Genomic DNA, 17,495 nt, shown 5'->3' with positions numbered 1-17,495 from the left:
ATCAAAGACGGAATGTTTGGTATAAGACACGAAGTACGCGTCGGAGTGGTGGCGGGGTATACGGCACAAAAAACTTGAGCAACTCCACTTCTTGCCAAGGAGAGGTAGACCAATCGTAGAGCAACACTGCAGCAATCATAGGCTGTACAGACACAGCAGCTATATCATGTGCATATACTTCTTCAAGTTGTAACGACCAATATACATTTTCACAACAAGGCGCTTTTTTGATTGTAAGTGTGTGGCTATCGGCTTCACAGGTTTGATCCATATCACCCATTCCACAATCCATATGCTCATGCCCCAGCACGAGTACATCCATCATCGCCTCGCCCCCACAAAAATGGGTCCCCATAGAAAAGCCCATACTCCCAAAAAGCATGGCCGCAGCAAGTAATATGGATGTCAACTGTTTCATTTAATTAGATAAAGTACGGCAAATTAAGACAAAAAGATCTCAAAAATCTTACACTATTTTAGCTACTCTCAATCGGAGCGCATTGGAAATCACTGATACCGAACTAAAACTCATAGCCAAAGCAGCTATCATGGGCGACAATAAAATACCGAAAAACGGAAACAATACGCCTGCCGCCAAGGGCACACCAAATCCATTGTATAGTAAAGCGAAAAACAAATTTTGCTTTACGTTTCGCATCACTTTTTCGCTCAGTATTCTAGCTTTTACGATACCATGTAGGTCGCCCTTCACCAACGTAATGGCTGCACTTTCTATGGCTATATCCGTTCCTGTACCCATCGCTATCCCCACATCTGCTAACGCCAGAGCTGGCGCATCATTGATGCCATCTCCAGCCATGGCTACGACTAGGCCTTGGGACTGCAGTGCTTTCACTTTTTCCATTTTGTCGGCAGGAAGACAGTCTGCCACCACTTCGTCCAACGACAGCTCGTCTCCCACAGCCTGAGCCGTACGCATATGATCGCCAGTCATCATAATCACTTTTATTCCATTGGCTTTCAAGTCCTCTATCGCTTGTTTGCTGGTGGACTTTATCTTGTCCCCAATAGCTACTAGCCCCACTAATCTACCATCAACAGCCACATACGAAACCGTACGTCCCACTGACTGATGTTTTTTCGCAAATTCATGTGCCACATTATTTAGCTTAACTTCATAATCCAGCAAAAGTTTCTCATTGCCTATCGCAGTCAGCTGCCCGCCTACTTTAGCCGTTACCCCCTTGCCAGTCACTGATTCAAAATCGGTGATCGATTGTAGTGTAACTCCCTCATCTTGGGCATATCGCACAATGGCTTCCGCCAATGGGTGTTCACTCCGTTGATTAACTGAAGCTATCTGCTGAAGCAGTTCTGTTTGATCAAAACCTAAAGCCACTACCTCCTCTACCGTTGGCTGGCCTTCGGTCACTGTACCAGTTTTATCAATGATAAGTACATCTACTTTATTCATTCTTTCAAGCGAAGCTGCATTTTTAATTAGCACCCCTAATTCAGCGCCCTTGCCCACCCCTACCATAACGGACATAGGCGTGGCTAGTCCAAGTGCGCATGGACACGCAATAATCAATACAGCAATGGCATTGACTAGCGCATAAACGAATTGAGGCTCAGGGCCAAAAACAACCCATACACCAAACGTAATAATCGAAACACCCACCACAGCAGGCACAAAATACCCAGATATTTTATCCGCCAGCTTCTGTATAGGCGCTTTGCTTCTACTCGCCTGATTCACCATATCAATGATTTGTGAAAGCAGGGTATCTGCACCTATTTTCTGTGCGGTTATGGTAAAAGATTGTTTGCCATTGATAGTACCAGCACTCACTTTGTCGCCCGCCTGTTTATCCACAGGCATAGGTTCTCCGGTAATCATGGACTCATCTATCGTGCTATTCCCTTCTTTGATTTCCCCATCTACAGGCACCTTGTCTCCCGGTTTCACTCGAAGGAGATCTCCCACAACTATTTCATTAATGGCAATTTCTATTTCCTCTCCACCTACAATTTTAACTGCACGATTGGGTGCCAACTTGAGTAATTTCTTTACCGCACTATTGGTTTTACTATGCGCTCTGGCTTCTAGCACTTGTCCGAGCAAAACCAAAGTCAGAATGACTGTAGCCGATTCGAAATACATGTGTATCGCTCCAGACTCCGTTCGAAATTGGTCTGGAAATACCTCTGGAAATAGCAACCCAAACACACTAAATAGCCAAGCTACGCCTGCACCTATACCGATCAGTGTAAACATGTTGTAATTTCTAGTCATGATAGATGTGTAGGCACGCTGAAAAAACATCCATGTAGCATAAAACACCACTGGAATCGATAAGAGCAATTGAACCCAATTCCAATACTGAATCGGCATCCATTGATATATGGAATTGTTGGGTAACATATCAGACATGGCGATCAGGAAGATCGGCAGTGTAAATCCAGTGGCTATTTTAAATTTCCTAACTAAACGTTGAAAGCTCTTGTCCTCGACAGCAGTTTCTGGTTCTTTAGACACTAAATCCATCCCACATTTGGGACAGCTACCCGGCTTGTCACTTACTATATCTGGGTGCATGGGGCACGTATATTCCGTAGCTGATGTACTGGCAGCACTTACTTCTGCTACTAGATCCATTCCACAAACGGGACAATCCCCAAACTGCCTATAGGTTTTCTCCCCTTCACAATGCATAGGGCAGTAATAATTCTCACCTCTTATCGTGGGCATCGGTGCTAGTTTTTTCTCTTCCTTGGGATAATCCGCTGGATGAATCACATACTGCGAATCCGCCAACACCTCTTGCAATTGGGCTAGCTCCAAGTGCGCTAACATCTCCAATGTCACGGTGCCTTCGGCTAACTCTACACTGGCCGACTTCACTTCTGGCAATTGCAAAAGTGCTTCCTCTACATGTGATTTACATCCGTTGCAGGACATTCCGGTGACTCGATAGGTATGTTTCATCTTAATCTAATTTTAATCATGACCTCATTCGCTATTGAAGACAAGAGCCAAAACAGGCCTCATCTATCGCACTCTAGGTTTCATTAACGTTTAGTCGTTTGTTTTTAGATTCTCTTGTGTTCTAAATAACAAAACGCTAGATATTTAAATCTATGACTCAAAGGTATGCAAGCCTATTTGCTAGGAGTTACACAATTCGTAGTGATTGTTATATGATTATTGGATACCGTCTAGTGACTGTCTATCTACAGACGAATTGCCTTTTTTGAAAGCTGAGGGAGGCATACCTGTCACCTTTTTGAACTGTGCCGAAAGATGCGCCACACTACTGTATCCCAATTTAAAGGCGATTTCCTTTATAGCCAGTTGGTCGTAATGTAAATATTCTTTTACCTTTTCTATCTTTTGTTTGATAATGTACTGCTCTAGTGTGATACCCATTACAGAAGAAAACAAGGTACTCAGGTAATGATAGTCATGAGCTAGCCTCTCCGACAAAAAATCTGACCAGTTAATGGTCAGTTGGAAATGATTTTCGTAGTGAATGGTTTGTATAACCAATGTTTTGATTCGCTCAAGCAATTGTGATTTTTTACCATCTATCCGCTCGAAGCCGCTTTCTGAAAGCATTTGATCCAACTCAATCATGGTTTTGGCATCCAACACATCTTCATCCAATTCTACTGCACCGAGTCGGATATCTTTCACCTTGAGTTTTAAGCCATTCACAATCTGATTGACGGCCGAGATACACCTCGGACAAACCATGTTTTTGATTGTGAGTGTAGTGCTCAAGGGAACGATTATTCTTGACGTTTGAAAGCAGACGAACCAACCAAGAATCGTTCCATCCGGACAGCATCCACTACGATCATTTCATTTGCTTGATCCATGACAAGATAGAATTGCTCTCCTGCTATTTTCGGATAGATCGCAAGTTGTCGATTGTTACTTGGATTGATGTCTTGCAACTTTACTGTGGCAATAGGCGCCTCATCAAGCAAACTATCATACTTCGGAAAATTGCCTGGCGTGAGGTAGTCATTGAGCTGAAAAAACTCCAACGGCTGCAAGTAATTCATCAAGGCAGCTGTATCTAACACACTTACACCTCTCACTGCCAAAAACTGCTGATCGAAACGTATGGATAAATTCTCCTGATCGCTGCTCGTATAGTTGATTTCCAATTCTTGAATAGTCCGCCAGCTTGAAGCAAAAAGCACTCGATCTCTCCATTGATTGAGCGAAAGCTCAAAAATACCAGACAGATAACTTTTATACCCTGGGATAGCCACAGTATAAATTTTAGTTAAACTTTCATTTCCAAAATAGGCCGTGGTTTTGGCTGTATTCCCACCTGCATAAAACTGCTGCGTATGACCGTCTTCGAAACCTACAGTTACTAATTTACCATCCGTCTGCAGTTCTTTTTTGATAGATTCAAAGTTGGATTGGCTCACTGGACGTTGGGTTTGTACGGCATTCAAAATACGCTGAGTCAAATAAATCAATTGCGGGTCTGCATTATACTGATCATTAATTTTCCAACTCTTCTTTTCTCTTTTGATCACAATTTGGTCTGCACCAGATGCAATCGCCAGACTTACCATCTGTGTGGTGTCTGCTACCGCAAATAAAGTTTTATCTACAGCTACCACCTTTTCCTTTCGTCCCACCCAAGTTAGCACCAAGGAAACCACCAAAAGCGCTACAAAAACAAAACTGAGTTTCTTAATTTTAGTCATCTCCTTACTTAAAACTTGCGTATTTTCTCTTTCTCCAATAAGCCCTCAAAACACCATAAATAACGAGCAATACAATAGGCAATACGAGGTTGATCAACTGCCATATCAGTTTTTCTTTGGCTATTTTTACTTTGTCGAGCGGGCGTATTGCCAGTGACTTGTTTTTAGAAACGATCAATCCCTGATCATTGAGCATATAATCGACGGCATTCATCACAAAATCCTTATTGGCAAATTTCATTTGACTGTATGGGCTCAGTCCAAGTTCCATGGGCGTGCCATCTTTGAGACTAAATTCGTTGCGAATCATATCGCCGTCTGAGCAAATCAAAATAGAAGTTTCCTTACCTGTACCCTTAAATTCGCTTTTGTTTATGCCTTTCGGTAAAATTCTATTTTTATAAATGGAAGTGAATTTACCCTTGAGCAAATAAGCCACATTTTTCGATCCTTGATTGAATCGTTCAGGATCAAGATTCTTTCTCAATTCATTGAAAGCCACTTTCACTGGTGCTTGATTGACCATAGAGTATTGCGAGGTCTTGAGCAACGGGATTTTCTCAATACCATCAGCCTTCACTGTATCAATCGTAGAAACAAATTTCATAGAAACAGCATCTAAGTTTTTTACAATCGGATGATTACCAAAATTATTGACCATCGGAAAAAACGGCCAAGGTAGCATGCGAATTTGTGCCTGATCACCCATATTGCCCGCCACAATCGGATACTCTCCACACACGATATCTTGCACATAATCACGATTGATACGCACTCCATATTTGAAAAACATATCGTCGAGTCCCAACTCATACGGAAAAGCAAAAGTCCCTTCTCCACTTGCACTGTCCATATTTACTCGTAGGGCATCTACAAAAAATAGTGTCTTCCCTCCATTCATGATATACTGATCGATTTCGTATTTTTCTTCTGTAGAAAAGACCGTAGCAGGTTTCGGGAAGATAACCGCATCATATATACCCAAATCTTTGTTACCTGTACTCAGGTCAACATTAAATACATCATATTTTTCCAAAAGCGCATTGGTCAACCCTGCCAGATTCAGGCTATCTGGTTCACCATGACCTTGGATCAGCGCTACAGTCTTTTTCCTATCATTAGAAAGGATTCGAATGGCATTTGCCAATTCATATTCCAGCCCTTCTATAGATTGGTTCAAGCGTTCTTCTGCAGTAGCCGACTGACTCCCACGAAGGAGTGTCACAGGTACTTCCTGACCATAGTAGCTCACGATGGCTCCTGGAAAAATCAGCTTTTCCGTCTTATTTCCATCCCGCTTATAAGAGAGGTTGGTAGGCTGTAGACCTCGTTGCATGAGCGAACGAAAATATTCATTCCTGGCTTTTTCGTTGAGTGCAGCAGATGGGTCTATAAAGTCTACTTTCACCAAACCATCGGCGTAGTAATCGAACTGACTCAAGGTTTCTTCAATTGCTTTACGCAATCTTTTGAATCCTGCTGGCATTTCACCTTCAAGAAATACCTCTATATATACGACATCCTGCAAGTCTTCCAACATCGCACGTGTAGCTGGTGTGACTGAATATCTTTTCTCTTCTGTGAGATCCAATCGCATAGGGTATATCCCTGCCAGTTGATTTAAAATGACTAGGAGTAATAGACCTATACCCAACCTCAAAAGGCTTTCTATTCGCTTCTGATTTACCATTTCTTAGCGTCCAATTTGAGTTGAGTAAAAAGTACCATAATCGCCACTACACTGATAAAATACACGATATCTGCTATATCTATAAGGCCTCTACTAAGCGATTCGTAATGAAAAACCAAGCTGATCTGCTGCAGCCACAAAGAAGACTCGCCCCACACATCGATAGTAGCCAACGATGATAACCCAGAGTATAGCACAAAACACAGAAATACTGCCAAAACAAAGGCTACGACCTGATTGTCGGTAAGAGCTGAAGAAAATATGCCAATGGCTACAAACACACCTCCCAACAACAACAAACCAATGTATGAGCCAACCGTACCCGAGATGTCTAGATTGCCTACTGGGTTGCCCAAAGCATAGACCGAATAGAAATAGAACAACGTGGGTAGCACTGACAAAAACACCAAAGCAAAACCTGCAAAGTACTTTCCTAAAATGATCTGAAGCGTAGTCAATGGTTTGGTCATTAGCAGCTCTTCGGTACCTGTGCGTTTTTCTTCTGAAAAAAATCGCATAGTAATCGCTGGAATGAGAAACATAAAAACATAGGGCCCCAGATTGAATAACGTACTCATATCGGCATAGCCATATTCTAGAATACTACTTTCTGGAAATACCCACATCAGTAACCCAATGGAAGTCAAAAACACACCTATCACAATGTATGCGATCAGGCTATTGAGGAAACTATTAATTTCTTTTACAAATACCGCCAGCATTTATTTCTCTTTAGTCAGTAAGTGGAAAATTTCGTCGAAGGAGCTCTCCTCCTCTTGTAAGCCTACCAAGGGCAAATTCTTCTCCCCTGCCAATTTGAATACCGCACTTCTCGCCTCTTCACTATTGGTCACTTGCAATTTGTATATACAGGGACTCACGGCTTGTACGTCAGTCACTTCTATAATTTTAGTTAGCAACTTCTGATCGATGGCCGACTTAAACTCTACACGTAGCCAAGTTTCATCCGAAAGGCCTTTTGAGAATTCCGTAATCGGCTGATCCGCCACGAGCTGCCCTTTGTTGATCACAACCACCCGGTCGCAAAGTGCTTCTACCTCCTGCATGATGTGCGAAGAAAAAATCACGGTTTTATCCTTGCTCACTTCTTTGATCAACTTACGGATTTCCAAAATCTGATTAGGATCCAAACCCGTAGTCGGTTCATCCAAAATCAAGACTTCTGGGTCGTGGAGTAGTGCTTGTGCTAACCCCACGCGTTGGCGATAGCCTTTGGACAACTGACCTATTTTCTTGTTTTGTTCTAAAGTCAAACCACACATCTCAACCACACGCTTTACTGCAGCCTTGATTTCTGCTACTTTCATTTGGTTCACTTTGGCCGAAAAGGCTAAAAACTCATGAATATACATATCCAAATAGAGCGGATTGTGCTCTGGTAAGTAGCCTGTAATGCGCTTGGCACTGATAGGATCTTCTGCTACGTTGATACCACCAATGAGCACCTGCCCTGCGGTAGCTCCTAAGTAGCCCGTGGCAATTTTCATCGTGGTGGATTTTCCTGCACCATTAGGCCCTAAGAACCCCAAGATCTCGCCTCGGTTGGCCGAAAATGAGATGCCATCAACAGCTTTTTGCTGCCCGTAGGTTTTAGTCAGATTTTGTACTTCTATCGACAAGGAAATTTTGATTTAATCTAAAGATTATTTTGTTGGGTTCGGTCGCAAAGGTCGCACTTCAAAATCGACTGGCAAATAATTAGGGTGAGTCTCCAGACAATGGACTACGCTACTGGCCACATCTTCTGGTCTCATCATGTTCTCATTGGCTGTTACCGCATCGATATCATCAAAGAAATTGGTATTGACGCTACCTGGGTATATACAAGTCACTTTAATCCCGAAATCTCTCAATTCCATAAACATAGAATGTGAAATACCTGTCACAGCATGTTTGGTGCCTGCATAACCCGCAAATCCTTTTACTGGGTTTCTACCAGCGATAGAGCTGATATTGATGATATGGCCACGATCCAATTCTTTCATCTTAGGAATAACTGCATTAGATGTGAAAAATATGCCATGCACATTTACGTCAAACATCCTTTTCCAATCTTCAAAAACCATTTCATCCATAGGGCCTGCAATACCAAACCCTGCATTATTGACTAATATATCAATGTTTTCGCCCAGCATTTCTGCGGTCTGCCTATAGGCGTGCGCTACGCTCTCTGGGTCACTTACATCTACAGATATAAATAGATAATTGGGATCCGTGATGTCGTTGTCCGTGCGGCTCCAACCCGCTACTTTCACCCCTTTGGTTAGCAGCTGCTTCACAATTTCTAATCCAATGCCTTTACTCGCGCCCGTTACAATGGCTACTCTTCCTTCTAAGCTCATATTTAATACGTACTATTTTATATTTTATCTGCAGCGATCACCTGCTTGATCAACTTTGTCAAGTAAGGTTCAGCCTTCATGGCTGCTGCAATCACTTCTTCTACGGATATTTTTTGAATATGGCCGGGATAACATAAGTCTGTTAATACAGAAACGGCAAAAACAGGAATATCCATCTGTCTCGCCACTATATTTTCGGGCACGGTAGACATTCCCACAGCATCTGCTCCTATCACACGAAGCATATGATACTCTGCTCGTGTCTCAAGGTTTGGGCCATTTACTCCTACATAAACGCCTTGATGCAGAGGTATATTTTCTTTTTCAGCAATCTGCATGGCCGTATCGATCATAGATTGCTCATATGGCTCACTCATGTCAGGAAATCGCACACCCATTTCATCCAGATTTTTTCCTGTCAAAGGATTTTCTGTCTGCATATTGATGTGATCATTGATCACCATCAGTTCGCTTTTCTGATAGGCTGGATTGAGTGCACCTGAGGCATTAGATATGATAAGTTTTTTGATACCAAGCATCTTCATTACCCTGACGGGGAACGTCACTTCCTTCATATTGTACCCTTCGTAGTAATGAAAGCGACCTTTCATCACGACCACTCTTTTTTCACCCAAATGACCAAATATCAATTTGCCCGAATGAGATTCTACCGTAGACAATGGAAAATGTAAAATGTCTTCATAATTGATCTCATGAACGATTTGCACATCGTTGACCAAAGCGCCCAACCCCGTACCTAAAATGACACCATAATCAGGCTTAAAATCTGTTTGTGATAAAATGTATTGAGTGGCTTCTTTTATTTGCGACAGGTATTCCATAATCATAATTGGTACAAACCGCTAAGATAGTATGGGGCATTTAAAAAATGGGTCGAAAAATGAGATTGTATGTTTTCATCTAAATGCATTTTATGAATAATTATTATAGCAATCCTAAGATTGATGATAACAACTACAAAGATTCGTCGAATAGCTACTACTCTTATTCTTTCATTTCAAATTAATTCTAGTACTTTTAAATGCAGCAAAACGTCTATTTACCTATGATCAACCTAAGTCTAAATAAAGATCAAGGCTATGTGATACTTTCTATTAATGGACCCATTTCTGTGTTTGACATGGAAAACCTAACCGATGAAGTGGATCATTATATTGAAGATTTCGGCAAGCTGGCAGGACTCATTATCATGGTCAAAAAGTTCCCTGGTTGGGATAATTTGGACAGTTTTTTTCATCATGTCAAATTTGTGAAAGACCATCATAAACTTATCAGCAAGGTGGGATTTATGACCGAAGACAACTTGATCAAATCTTTCCCCAGTTTAGCCAATCATTTTGTAAAAGCAGAACTCAAACGCTTTGACGATGGACAAATGGATGAAGCTGTAGAATGGATTTGCAGTCATTAAAGAAGAAAAATTGAACATAACTAAACTCACCACTGTGCTCTTTTGCACGGCAGTTATAGGTTGGGGCAAAACTGCATTGGCGCAAGCCAAAAAACACCCTACTGCCGACTCTCCTGGCCCTGTGTCTGCCATTACTGATCGTGAAATTTATACGTACAATAAGGTCTACGCCATAGACCATCTATTTCTCGACGAAGCCAATGCATACTCCGAACAATCGCTCTATTACAACGGCTATTATGACCCATGGAAGGAAAAAGAAAACAAAGCCAACATCCTCTATTTCCAGGACTATATCGTCCCTCCTCAAACCATCCCTCTTTTCAAAAGAGTATATATTGATGCCACTGAGGTGGCTAACATACACTATCATGAATTTCTTCATTTTGTAGATCGTGATTCGGGGAAAGCCATTCACGATTCGTATGTACCAGTATTGGATGAAAAATACATGACCAACTACTACAATAATCCTGAGTTTTACTTTTTTCCTGTAGTGGGTATAGACGCAGAAAGCGCGAAAACCTTTTGTGATTGGAAAGCCAAAAACCTAAACGAAGATCTCAAAGATTTCTTAGCTAGCGACAACCCCTACAAAAAATACAGATACGAAGGCCGACTACCATCTGAACACGAATGGAAAAGAGCTGCTGGACACAGCACAAAGGAAATTAGAGACCGCACGTATGAAATCAACAAAAAGGCTCAAGAATTTCTTCAGTACGATGTGATAGCTAATGAATTTGCTGACGAAAAAATACTAGCATCTACTACCGTATATGGGTATAATGTAAACCTCAATCACGGGACTGAATTTGCCATCAAACTCGACATTCCCTTTTATATTTATGGATTCGAACCACGAGCAACAGGCACATACAACATGTATGGTAATGTGAAGGAAATCCTACAAGAAGGGTACGCCATAGGTGGCAGCTACAAAACGGGAAATTCTCATGAAGAGCTATTTGAACATACCACAACATTTGATTATCAAACCGACATTGGTTTTAGATGCGTGACCAAGATCGTACGCTAGACGCCATACTTTATTCTACTCTTATGAAATATCTCTTGCTTTCATTATTCTGTCCGATACTGTCTTTCGCCCAAGACCTACACCCTGTCAGTTTTGCCCCCAGCTGCTGTAGCGAACGAACGGCCATGCCGATATACACCTATGATCCCGAAGCCTCTGGACAAATGCTACAGGTATACGAAGCCAACAAACATTCTGAAAAAACAATTTTCTATCAAGGCAAATATGACCCATGGAAAGACTCTGAATGGAATGACACCGAACTATACAACCAAAATTATATCGTACCGCCTGGCACATTACCCATTGCTAAAGGCAAATTTCTGGATCAAACCGAATTGGCCAACATACATTTCGAAGAGTTTCTCTTCTTTATGGTAAAAGACTCTGGGCGATACCAAGACAAACCCTATATTCCCAAACAAGAAAGCAAATATGTACTGAACTACTTCAAAAACCCTGAATTTTCATTTTTCCCAGTACTAGCAGTAACCTACGAAACTGCCGAAACCTACTGCCAATGGCGTGCAGAAAAACTCAACATAGGTCTACAGGAAATACTCATCGATGAATCAAGAAAATACAAATTTGCAGGTAGACTGCCCACCAAAGCAGAGTGGCTAAAAGCTGCAGGGTCTACAACAGAAGAAATCCGAATCATGCCACACGAAGTAAGTAAAAAAGCCAGTTTGTTTATAGAGGAAGATATCGTAAAAAACAGATTTGCCGATGAGTCCATGCTAGTCAAAGCATCCTTTATTGGATACAACGTAAACCTCAAATATGAATCAGATGGCGTGCCCATCATGATCCCTCAGTATATCTATAGTTTTGAACCCAATGACAGAGGGTTTTACAACCTCTATGGAAATGTGAAAGAATTGGTAGCAGAAGGCTATGCTATTGGGGGCAGTTACCTGACGCCTAATACCGATGAGGCAATATTCGAAGAAGACGACACTCAGGCCTACAAAACGGACGTGGGGTTTAGATGTATTGTAGAAATAGTGGAGCAGTAGGCTTAATAGAAAATTCGAAAAGTTTGATTCGACATGGCTAAATCAAACTTTTCGAATTTCTTATCATTTTATGATCTCTTCTTTTATCAGTGTATTCACCAATAGTTTAGAATACGTTCTGGCAATACTTTTTGTCGGGTCTGAAATTATACTTTGAGAAGCCCAAAGCAGTGCTTCTTCTTTCGAATCGGCCTCTTTCAATTCATAAAAATGATTTTCCAACAAAAAGGTAGTTGTTTCCTGATAATGCCCTGGATCGTAATACCCTGGTCCATATCTATATCCGTAATAACCACCAAAACCATAGCCCCCGTAGCCCCCATACATATAGGTATTAGTTCCTGTCACATATTCAGTCGATTTTTCCTTGTCTACTACTGCTACTGATATCACGCCATCCACACCCTCTTTAAGCAATGCCATATGGATTTCTCCTTCATCCATAGTCTCCAATTGAGAAGGACTAAAGAGTGACAACCCTGCTACAGCTGTGATGCCTTTGTCTGCCAAATAATCGACCATAGTATCTTGAAATTCCGAAGCGATTTGGAGATTTCTTGTTTTTGAAAAAATGGCAATTTTCTGATACTTGGCTACTTCATAGCCGGGTTTGGTCCAAGTAAATGAAAGCTTGGGTGCACATGAGGCTACAACCATTATAACCAATACAAGGGATAAAATATTCTTCATTAGTGTTATCGTTAAATTTTTTTAAAGCAGAAAATTACCTAATGTTTTCATCACGTAAGCTCACGCCCTGTTATTTTGACTAGATAAAAAAAGGCCAGCGTGTCGCTAGCCTTTAATTACTTATAAACCTAATCTTTTTTATTGTACTCATACAGGCACATCGATCACTTCTTCTTCCAGTTGAAAAAATATTTCTTTAATCAATGGTTCACATGGACTGATAGGATCCACGCATGACGCAATCACTTGCCCTTGGTATGCCATCGCTTGCGAATTTTCGGTTTCTCGGCAGCCAGGAGCCAACATGGATAGCATAAACAAAAACAGGAGGCCGGAAATCACCAACTTTCCTAGTGCCTTTTGGCTTACTTCTTTGATGTCTCTTGTTATCATAATTCTGAAATTTAAAAATTATACCTAAATCCAATGGCGACACCTATATTCTTAGGTTTGGCCTGATCCTCATAACTGGTATTAGTAAAGTTTGTTAATGCCTGATTGTAGTTAGGCTCCAATAAAAACTGGTAGTGCTGTTTGAAAACATATCCAAACGACACGCTGGTTAAAAAATTAAAATAAACACTTTGATAAGCCTGAGAAGTATTCAACTCATTGCTCAATGTTCTAGATGTGCTACTGGACACTAATTGAGAGTCTACCAGAAAGTTGCTAGACACACCCGTATTAATTGTGATGTTAAATTGCTTATCCAGCAAGATATATCCAGCTTTGACTGGTATGGTAATGTATTGGTATTCATTGGCTAGCTGTACCTGCTGCCCATCAAATCTCAATTGCCCGTCCGACAGTGCCTCTTCTAAATTCGTATCTGTAGTCGCATTGGTTAGCGCAAAGCTATTGTCTAACTCGTCAGTCACTGTTTGACTACTCGCCGATCCTGTGTTAAAAGCGCTGTAATGCAAGCCTCCACTCAGCATGATTTTCTTGGTGAATTTCCGTCCCAAATCCAATCCACCAGCCACAGACTGCCCACTGGCATAGACAGGATCAGCCACAGATTGGCTCTTTACTCGAGCGCTACTCTCTGCAGAGAAGCTCGACGACTGACTCATCACAACCATACTCCGCTGACCTCCTCCACTAAACCCTGGATCAAAAGATCCTGCACTGAAGCTCACGCCTGCCCACATAGGGCTTTCCATTTTATCTTCATCAATCGTTTCCCAAGTCCTAGCCACACCATACAATTGGTTTGCTTGCCAAGGACTCACCAAAGATGGCATGGTTGTTTTTTTAGAAGAAATAGCCATCAATTGTACTTCTTCCACACCACTTCTATGTAATGACTTCACCTCCCACTCCCCTGTTCTTGGAGCTATAGTCGGTGTTGCTGGCGACTCAATCAAAGCTGTATTTCCAGCATGACTTACATGATCCAAACTAATGGACGCACTGCTACTTTGCATTGATGTATTCGTGTCTTCGTTTTTCTCATCATCGGCTAATGTCATAACACTTGCTTGGTTGTCTTTTATTTGAGGTGATGTAGGCATTTGACCTTCAGTATGTACTACAAGGTCATCTGCAGTCTCACCGCCACCCATCCAGTACAAGCCACCAACCAGCGAAACCAAAAACAAACAAGCAGCAGCGGCCCATCGATAAAAATCAGCCTGTTTTTTATAATTAGCTGCTTGAGCATGCGCAAGTTGACCATCGATGCCTACCCATACATGTGAAGGCGGAGTCACCTCTGCACCTTCCATGGCTTGGCTCCATTGCTGTTCGAATGTCTTATCAGCCTTTTCCATATTTCACTTTATTTCCTTTCATTCGCTCTCTTAGCAACGCTTTTGCTCTTGAATACTGTGATTTTGAAGTCCCTACTGAAATATTGAGCAACTCTGCAATCTCCTGATGTTTGTACCCCTCTATTGCATAGAGATTGAATATGATCTGGCTGCTATCTGGCAAATCCTTTACCAATTGCATCAGTTCTTCCATTGTATAGTCGGCTACATCATGCGCCTCTTCATAGGTCGTTTTCAATTCCTCTACATCCACCATTGGATACAGATATAATTTACCTCTTTGCGAATTGAGCGCCGTATTGATCACTATTCGTTTGATCCAAAACACCAATGACGCCTCTCCCTTATAGCTTTTTATTTGCTTGAATACTTTGATAAACGACTCTTGCAAGACATCCTCAGCTTCTTGCTGAGCTTTGGTGTACCTCAGGCAGATGGCAAACATACGGGCAGAAAACAGCTGATACAGCTGCTCTTGCGCTTGCCTCTCTCCTTTTATACAGCCCTTAATTAGTTGCTTTTCGTTCATCTCCATCCGTATAGGAGTGCAATTCGGTTTTGGTTTGTCTGTAAGACACAGTGAGATTCCAAAGGGTTGGAAAGTATTTTGTTTTTATTCAAAATAATCCAATGTACTTTCGTTGAATAATAAATTCAATCCCCACATTATGACTGCCTTTCAGCGTATTTGCACTATTTTCCTTATCCTAGCAAAAATTGCCCCGAATTCTATAGCCCAGCAAAAACAAATTATATACGACAATAAAAGCTACGAGCCATTTGTAGGTTCGGTGCAGCTCTACCCCATCACTAACAACCCAAACCAAGAACTAGGTGCTCCCATTGTACCCAGAGGCAACACGGAAACTTTACTACTCCAATTCGACCTCTTGCTAGAGGAATACATAGATGTACAAGCTAAAATTGTACACTGCAATGCTGACTGGACTAAATCAGTACTCAACGATATCGAATTTCTATACGATTACAATGCATTTGATCTGCGAGATTTCGAATACTCCATCAATACCAAGACGCTATATGTCAACTACTGGTTTAAAATGCCAAGAGTAAAAACCACAGGTAACTACATCGTGCAGGTGTACCAAAACGGCGATGAAGATGATTTACTACTTACCAGAAGGTTTATTGTGTACGACAACAGTGTGAGTATCCAACCCTCTACTAGAATATCTACAGGTGTAATGGAGAGAGATTTCAATCAGCAAATCGACTTCGATATTATTTATAGTCGTATCAAAGCATCTAACCCTAGGACTGAATTCAAAATAGTCATTCGCCAAAACCAACGCTGGGATAACATATTGACTGGCCTACAACCCACTGCCATCAGAAGAGATAAGTCACTTATAGAATACCGACATTTCAATTTAGAAAACAATTTCAAGGGAGGTAACGAATTCAGGGCGGCCGATTTGAGAAGCTACAGTTTCAGAGGAGCTTATGTGGCACATGTCGATCCTAATGCTGACCCCAGAACTGCCGAGGTGATATTAGGCAAGAGCCGAAAACACCAAGCCTACTCCATGATACAAGATAAAAATGGTGGCTATATCATTGCCTCTACCGAAGCCATGGGCGATTACTTAGAATGTGATTACTTGCTCACTAAGTTTCAAATAAAATCGAACCCTTTGCCTCATCCCGTGTACGTATTGGGAGCATTCAACGATTTTCAGAAATCAAATAAAAGCAAATTAACCTACGATAACACATCACAATCCTACACAGGCAAAGTACTCCTTAAGCAAGGACTCTACGACTACTTGTATTGGGTAGATGATACACAGACCGCAGATCCTTACTATTTTGAAGGGTCTTTCTATCAAACGGAAAATAATTACGAAATCATTGTTTACCACAAGTCATTTAGTGACCTTACAGACAAAGTAGTGGGTTATTACTCATTTCGAACCAAATTTTGATTCGGGCGGCACACGATATTTCTGAAAAGGGATCGCCAGTAAATTAGTTAACTTGGCATTTTCTTCTGCTTTCATGTGAGTATCAATGCCGTATTTCATTTTCTTCATATCATCAACATACTGGAAAGTTCCAAATAGCCGATCCCATAATGAAAAGATATTGCCAAAATTGGTGTCGGTCCAAGGCTGCGTGTAGTGATGATGCACCTTATGCATATTGGGAGTAACTAGCAGGTAAGACAGTGTTTTATCCCATTTTCCAAATAGCGAGCTATTAGCATGGGTCAGATGGGCAAACAGAATAGATAAACTTTGGTATAACATGATCGTACCCATGGGTGCACCAATTGCAATCACGGCAAGAATGGTAAATAAAATCCTAAAAACGGTCTCCCCAGGATGATGACGTAAACCAGAGGTAACATCGATAGTGGTATCAGTATGGTGTACCAAATGAAACTTCCACATCCACTTAACTTTGTGTTCTACCCAATGAATAAAATACGCACCAATCAAATCCAGCAGCAACACTCCTACCAACACCTGCAACCATAACGGTAGATCTATGAGATACAAAAGACCAAACTGATGTGCTGATACCGTATCCGAAGCCAACAAAAGCAACCCCGCCATACCAAACCCAATAATCATAGTGGTCAGTGTAAAGAACAGGTTGACACCTGCATGTTTGGCTTTATGATACTGAAAATTAAAAAGAGGAAATAGGCCTTCCCATATCCAAAATACCACGAGTCCGCCAATCAGGATAGTTGCTCTAAACCACATCGGCACATGAGTAAAAAATGCTATTAAATCTTCCATTTTTGTCTTTGTTAATGCTCAATAATG

General features: G+C 41.4%; 18 protein-coding genes. 4 read left to right on the top strand and 14 right to left on the bottom strand.

All coding sequences use genetic code 11. From position 1 onward, the window contains the following. Position 1: 1 nt before the first annotated feature. The 9 genes from N7E81_RS13195 to N7E81_RS13155 all read right to left on the bottom strand — a co-directional run bounded on the left by N7E81_RS13195 (position 2) and on the right by N7E81_RS13155 (position 9,590). Positions 2-418, bottom strand: coding sequence for an HYC_CC_PP family protein (locus N7E81_RS13195; protein WP_263050058.1), 417 nt, complete (start codon positions 416-418; stop codon positions 2-4). A 48-nt stretch (positions 419-466) separates the two neighbouring features. Further along, positions 467-2,950 carry a heavy metal translocating P-type ATPase gene (locus N7E81_RS13190; RefSeq protein WP_263050057.1) on the bottom strand — a complete coding sequence of 828 codons (2,484 nt, stop codon included), beginning with the start codon at positions 2,948-2,950 and terminating at the stop codon, positions 467-469. Positions 2,951-3,166: 216 nt separating this feature from the next. Beyond that, positions 3,167-3,745 (bottom strand): helix-turn-helix domain-containing protein, encoded by a 579-nt coding sequence (locus N7E81_RS13185; protein ID WP_263050056.1) that lies wholly within the window; start codon positions 3,743-3,745, stop codon positions 3,167-3,169. 8 nt (positions 3,746-3,753) lie between these two features. Continuing rightward, a complete protein-coding gene (locus tag N7E81_RS13180; RefSeq protein ID WP_263050055.1) occupies positions 3,754-4,695 on the bottom strand; it encodes a DUF4340 domain-containing protein in 942 nt (313 codons plus the stop codon). Positions 4,696-4,699: 4 nt separating this feature from the next. Next, complete coding sequence (gene gldG, locus N7E81_RS13175) at positions 4,700-6,385, bottom strand: gliding motility-associated ABC transporter substrate-binding protein GldG (RefSeq protein WP_263050054.1); 1,686 nt, start codon at positions 6,383-6,385, stop codon at positions 4,700-4,702. Then, complete coding sequence (gene gldF / locus N7E81_RS13170; protein ID WP_263050053.1) at positions 6,379-7,107, bottom strand: gliding motility-associated ABC transporter permease subunit GldF; 729 nt, start codon at positions 7,105-7,107, stop codon at positions 6,379-6,381. The genes gldG and gldF overlap by 7 nt, the downstream gene beginning before the upstream one ends. Next, positions 7,108-8,025: a gliding motility-associated ABC transporter ATP-binding subunit GldA gene (gldA, locus tag N7E81_RS13165; protein WP_263050052.1), complete on the bottom strand. Its 918-nt coding sequence runs from the start codon at positions 8,023-8,025 to the stop codon at positions 7,108-7,110. Positions 8,026-8,049: 24 nt separating this feature from the next. Beyond that, the gene (locus N7E81_RS13160) at positions 8,050-8,748 is read right to left on the bottom strand and encodes an SDR family oxidoreductase (protein ID WP_263050051.1); all 699 of its coding nucleotides are present in this window, start codon (positions 8,746-8,748) and stop codon (positions 8,050-8,052) included. Positions 8,749-8,765: 17 nt separating this feature from the next. Beyond that, the gene (locus tag N7E81_RS13155; protein ID WP_263050050.1) at positions 8,766-9,590 is read right to left on the bottom strand and encodes a purine-nucleoside phosphorylase; all 825 of its coding nucleotides are present in this window, start codon (positions 9,588-9,590) and stop codon (positions 8,766-8,768) included. Positions 9,591-9,814: 224 nt separating this feature from the next. Here N7E81_RS13155 and N7E81_RS13150 point away from each other — a divergent pair, with 224 nt between their 5' ends. From N7E81_RS13150 to N7E81_RS13140, 3 genes are read left to right on the top strand one after another with little or no spacing between them, the layout of a single operon-like run. Next, positions 9,815-10,180, top strand: a complete 366-nt coding sequence (locus tag N7E81_RS13150; protein ID WP_263050049.1) for a SpoIIAA family protein — start codon at positions 9,815-9,817, stop codon at positions 10,178-10,180. Between the two features lie 10 nt (positions 10,181-10,190). Beyond that, on the top strand, positions 10,191-11,219 hold the full coding sequence (locus N7E81_RS13145; RefSeq protein WP_263050048.1) for a formylglycine-generating enzyme family protein: 1,029 nt from the start codon (positions 10,191-10,193) through the stop codon (positions 11,217-11,219). Then, positions 11,195-12,238, top strand: coding sequence for a formylglycine-generating enzyme family protein (locus N7E81_RS13140; protein WP_263050047.1), 1,044 nt, complete (start codon positions 11,195-11,197; stop codon positions 12,236-12,238). Before N7E81_RS13145 ends, N7E81_RS13140 begins: the two co-directional genes overlap by 25 nt. A 63-nt stretch (positions 12,239-12,301) precedes the next feature. On the opposite strand, the gene N7E81_RS13135 is transcribed toward N7E81_RS13140, so the two are convergent. The 4 genes from N7E81_RS13135 to N7E81_RS13120 all read right to left on the bottom strand — a co-directional run bounded on the left by N7E81_RS13135 (position 12,302) and on the right by N7E81_RS13120 (position 15,229). Beyond that, positions 12,302-12,928, bottom strand: a complete 627-nt coding sequence (locus N7E81_RS13135; RefSeq protein WP_263050046.1) for a hypothetical protein — start codon at positions 12,926-12,928, stop codon at positions 12,302-12,304. Positions 12,929-13,075: 147 nt separating this feature from the next. After that, positions 13,076-13,321 carry a hypothetical protein gene (locus tag N7E81_RS13130; protein WP_263050045.1) on the bottom strand — a complete coding sequence of 82 codons (246 nt, stop codon included), beginning with the start codon at positions 13,319-13,321 and terminating at the stop codon, positions 13,076-13,078. An 11-nt stretch (positions 13,322-13,332) separates the two neighbouring features. Continuing rightward, the gene (locus N7E81_RS13125; protein WP_263050044.1) at positions 13,333-14,700 is read right to left on the bottom strand and encodes a hypothetical protein; all 1,368 of its coding nucleotides are present in this window, start codon (positions 14,698-14,700) and stop codon (positions 13,333-13,335) included. Then, positions 14,687-15,229: an RNA polymerase sigma factor gene (locus N7E81_RS13120; RefSeq protein WP_263050043.1), complete on the bottom strand. Its 543-nt coding sequence runs from the start codon at positions 15,227-15,229 to the stop codon at positions 14,687-14,689. The genes N7E81_RS13125 and N7E81_RS13120 overlap by 14 nt, the downstream gene beginning before the upstream one ends. Before the next feature lie 139 nt (positions 15,230-15,368). Between N7E81_RS13120 and N7E81_RS13115 the strand changes: the two genes are divergently transcribed. Further along, positions 15,369-16,646: a type IX secretion system plug protein gene (locus tag N7E81_RS13115; RefSeq protein WP_263050042.1), complete on the top strand. Its 1,278-nt coding sequence runs from the start codon at positions 15,369-15,371 to the stop codon at positions 16,644-16,646. On the opposite strand, the gene N7E81_RS13110 is transcribed toward N7E81_RS13115, so the two are convergent. Then, a complete protein-coding gene (locus N7E81_RS13110; protein WP_263050041.1) occupies positions 16,626-17,468 on the bottom strand; it encodes a sterol desaturase family protein in 843 nt (280 codons plus the stop codon). The genes N7E81_RS13115 and N7E81_RS13110 overlap by 21 nt on opposite strands. Between the last annotated feature and the right edge of the window lie 27 nt (positions 17,469-17,495).

The sequence above is a fragment of the Reichenbachiella carrageenanivorans genome (assembly GCF_025639805.1).
Taxonomy (GTDB): Bacteria; Bacteroidota; Bacteroidia; order Cytophagales; family Cyclobacteriaceae; genus Reichenbachiella; species Reichenbachiella carrageenanivorans.
Note: the sequence above shows the minus strand (reverse complement) of the source record. Positions and strands in the feature narration are given on the sequence as shown.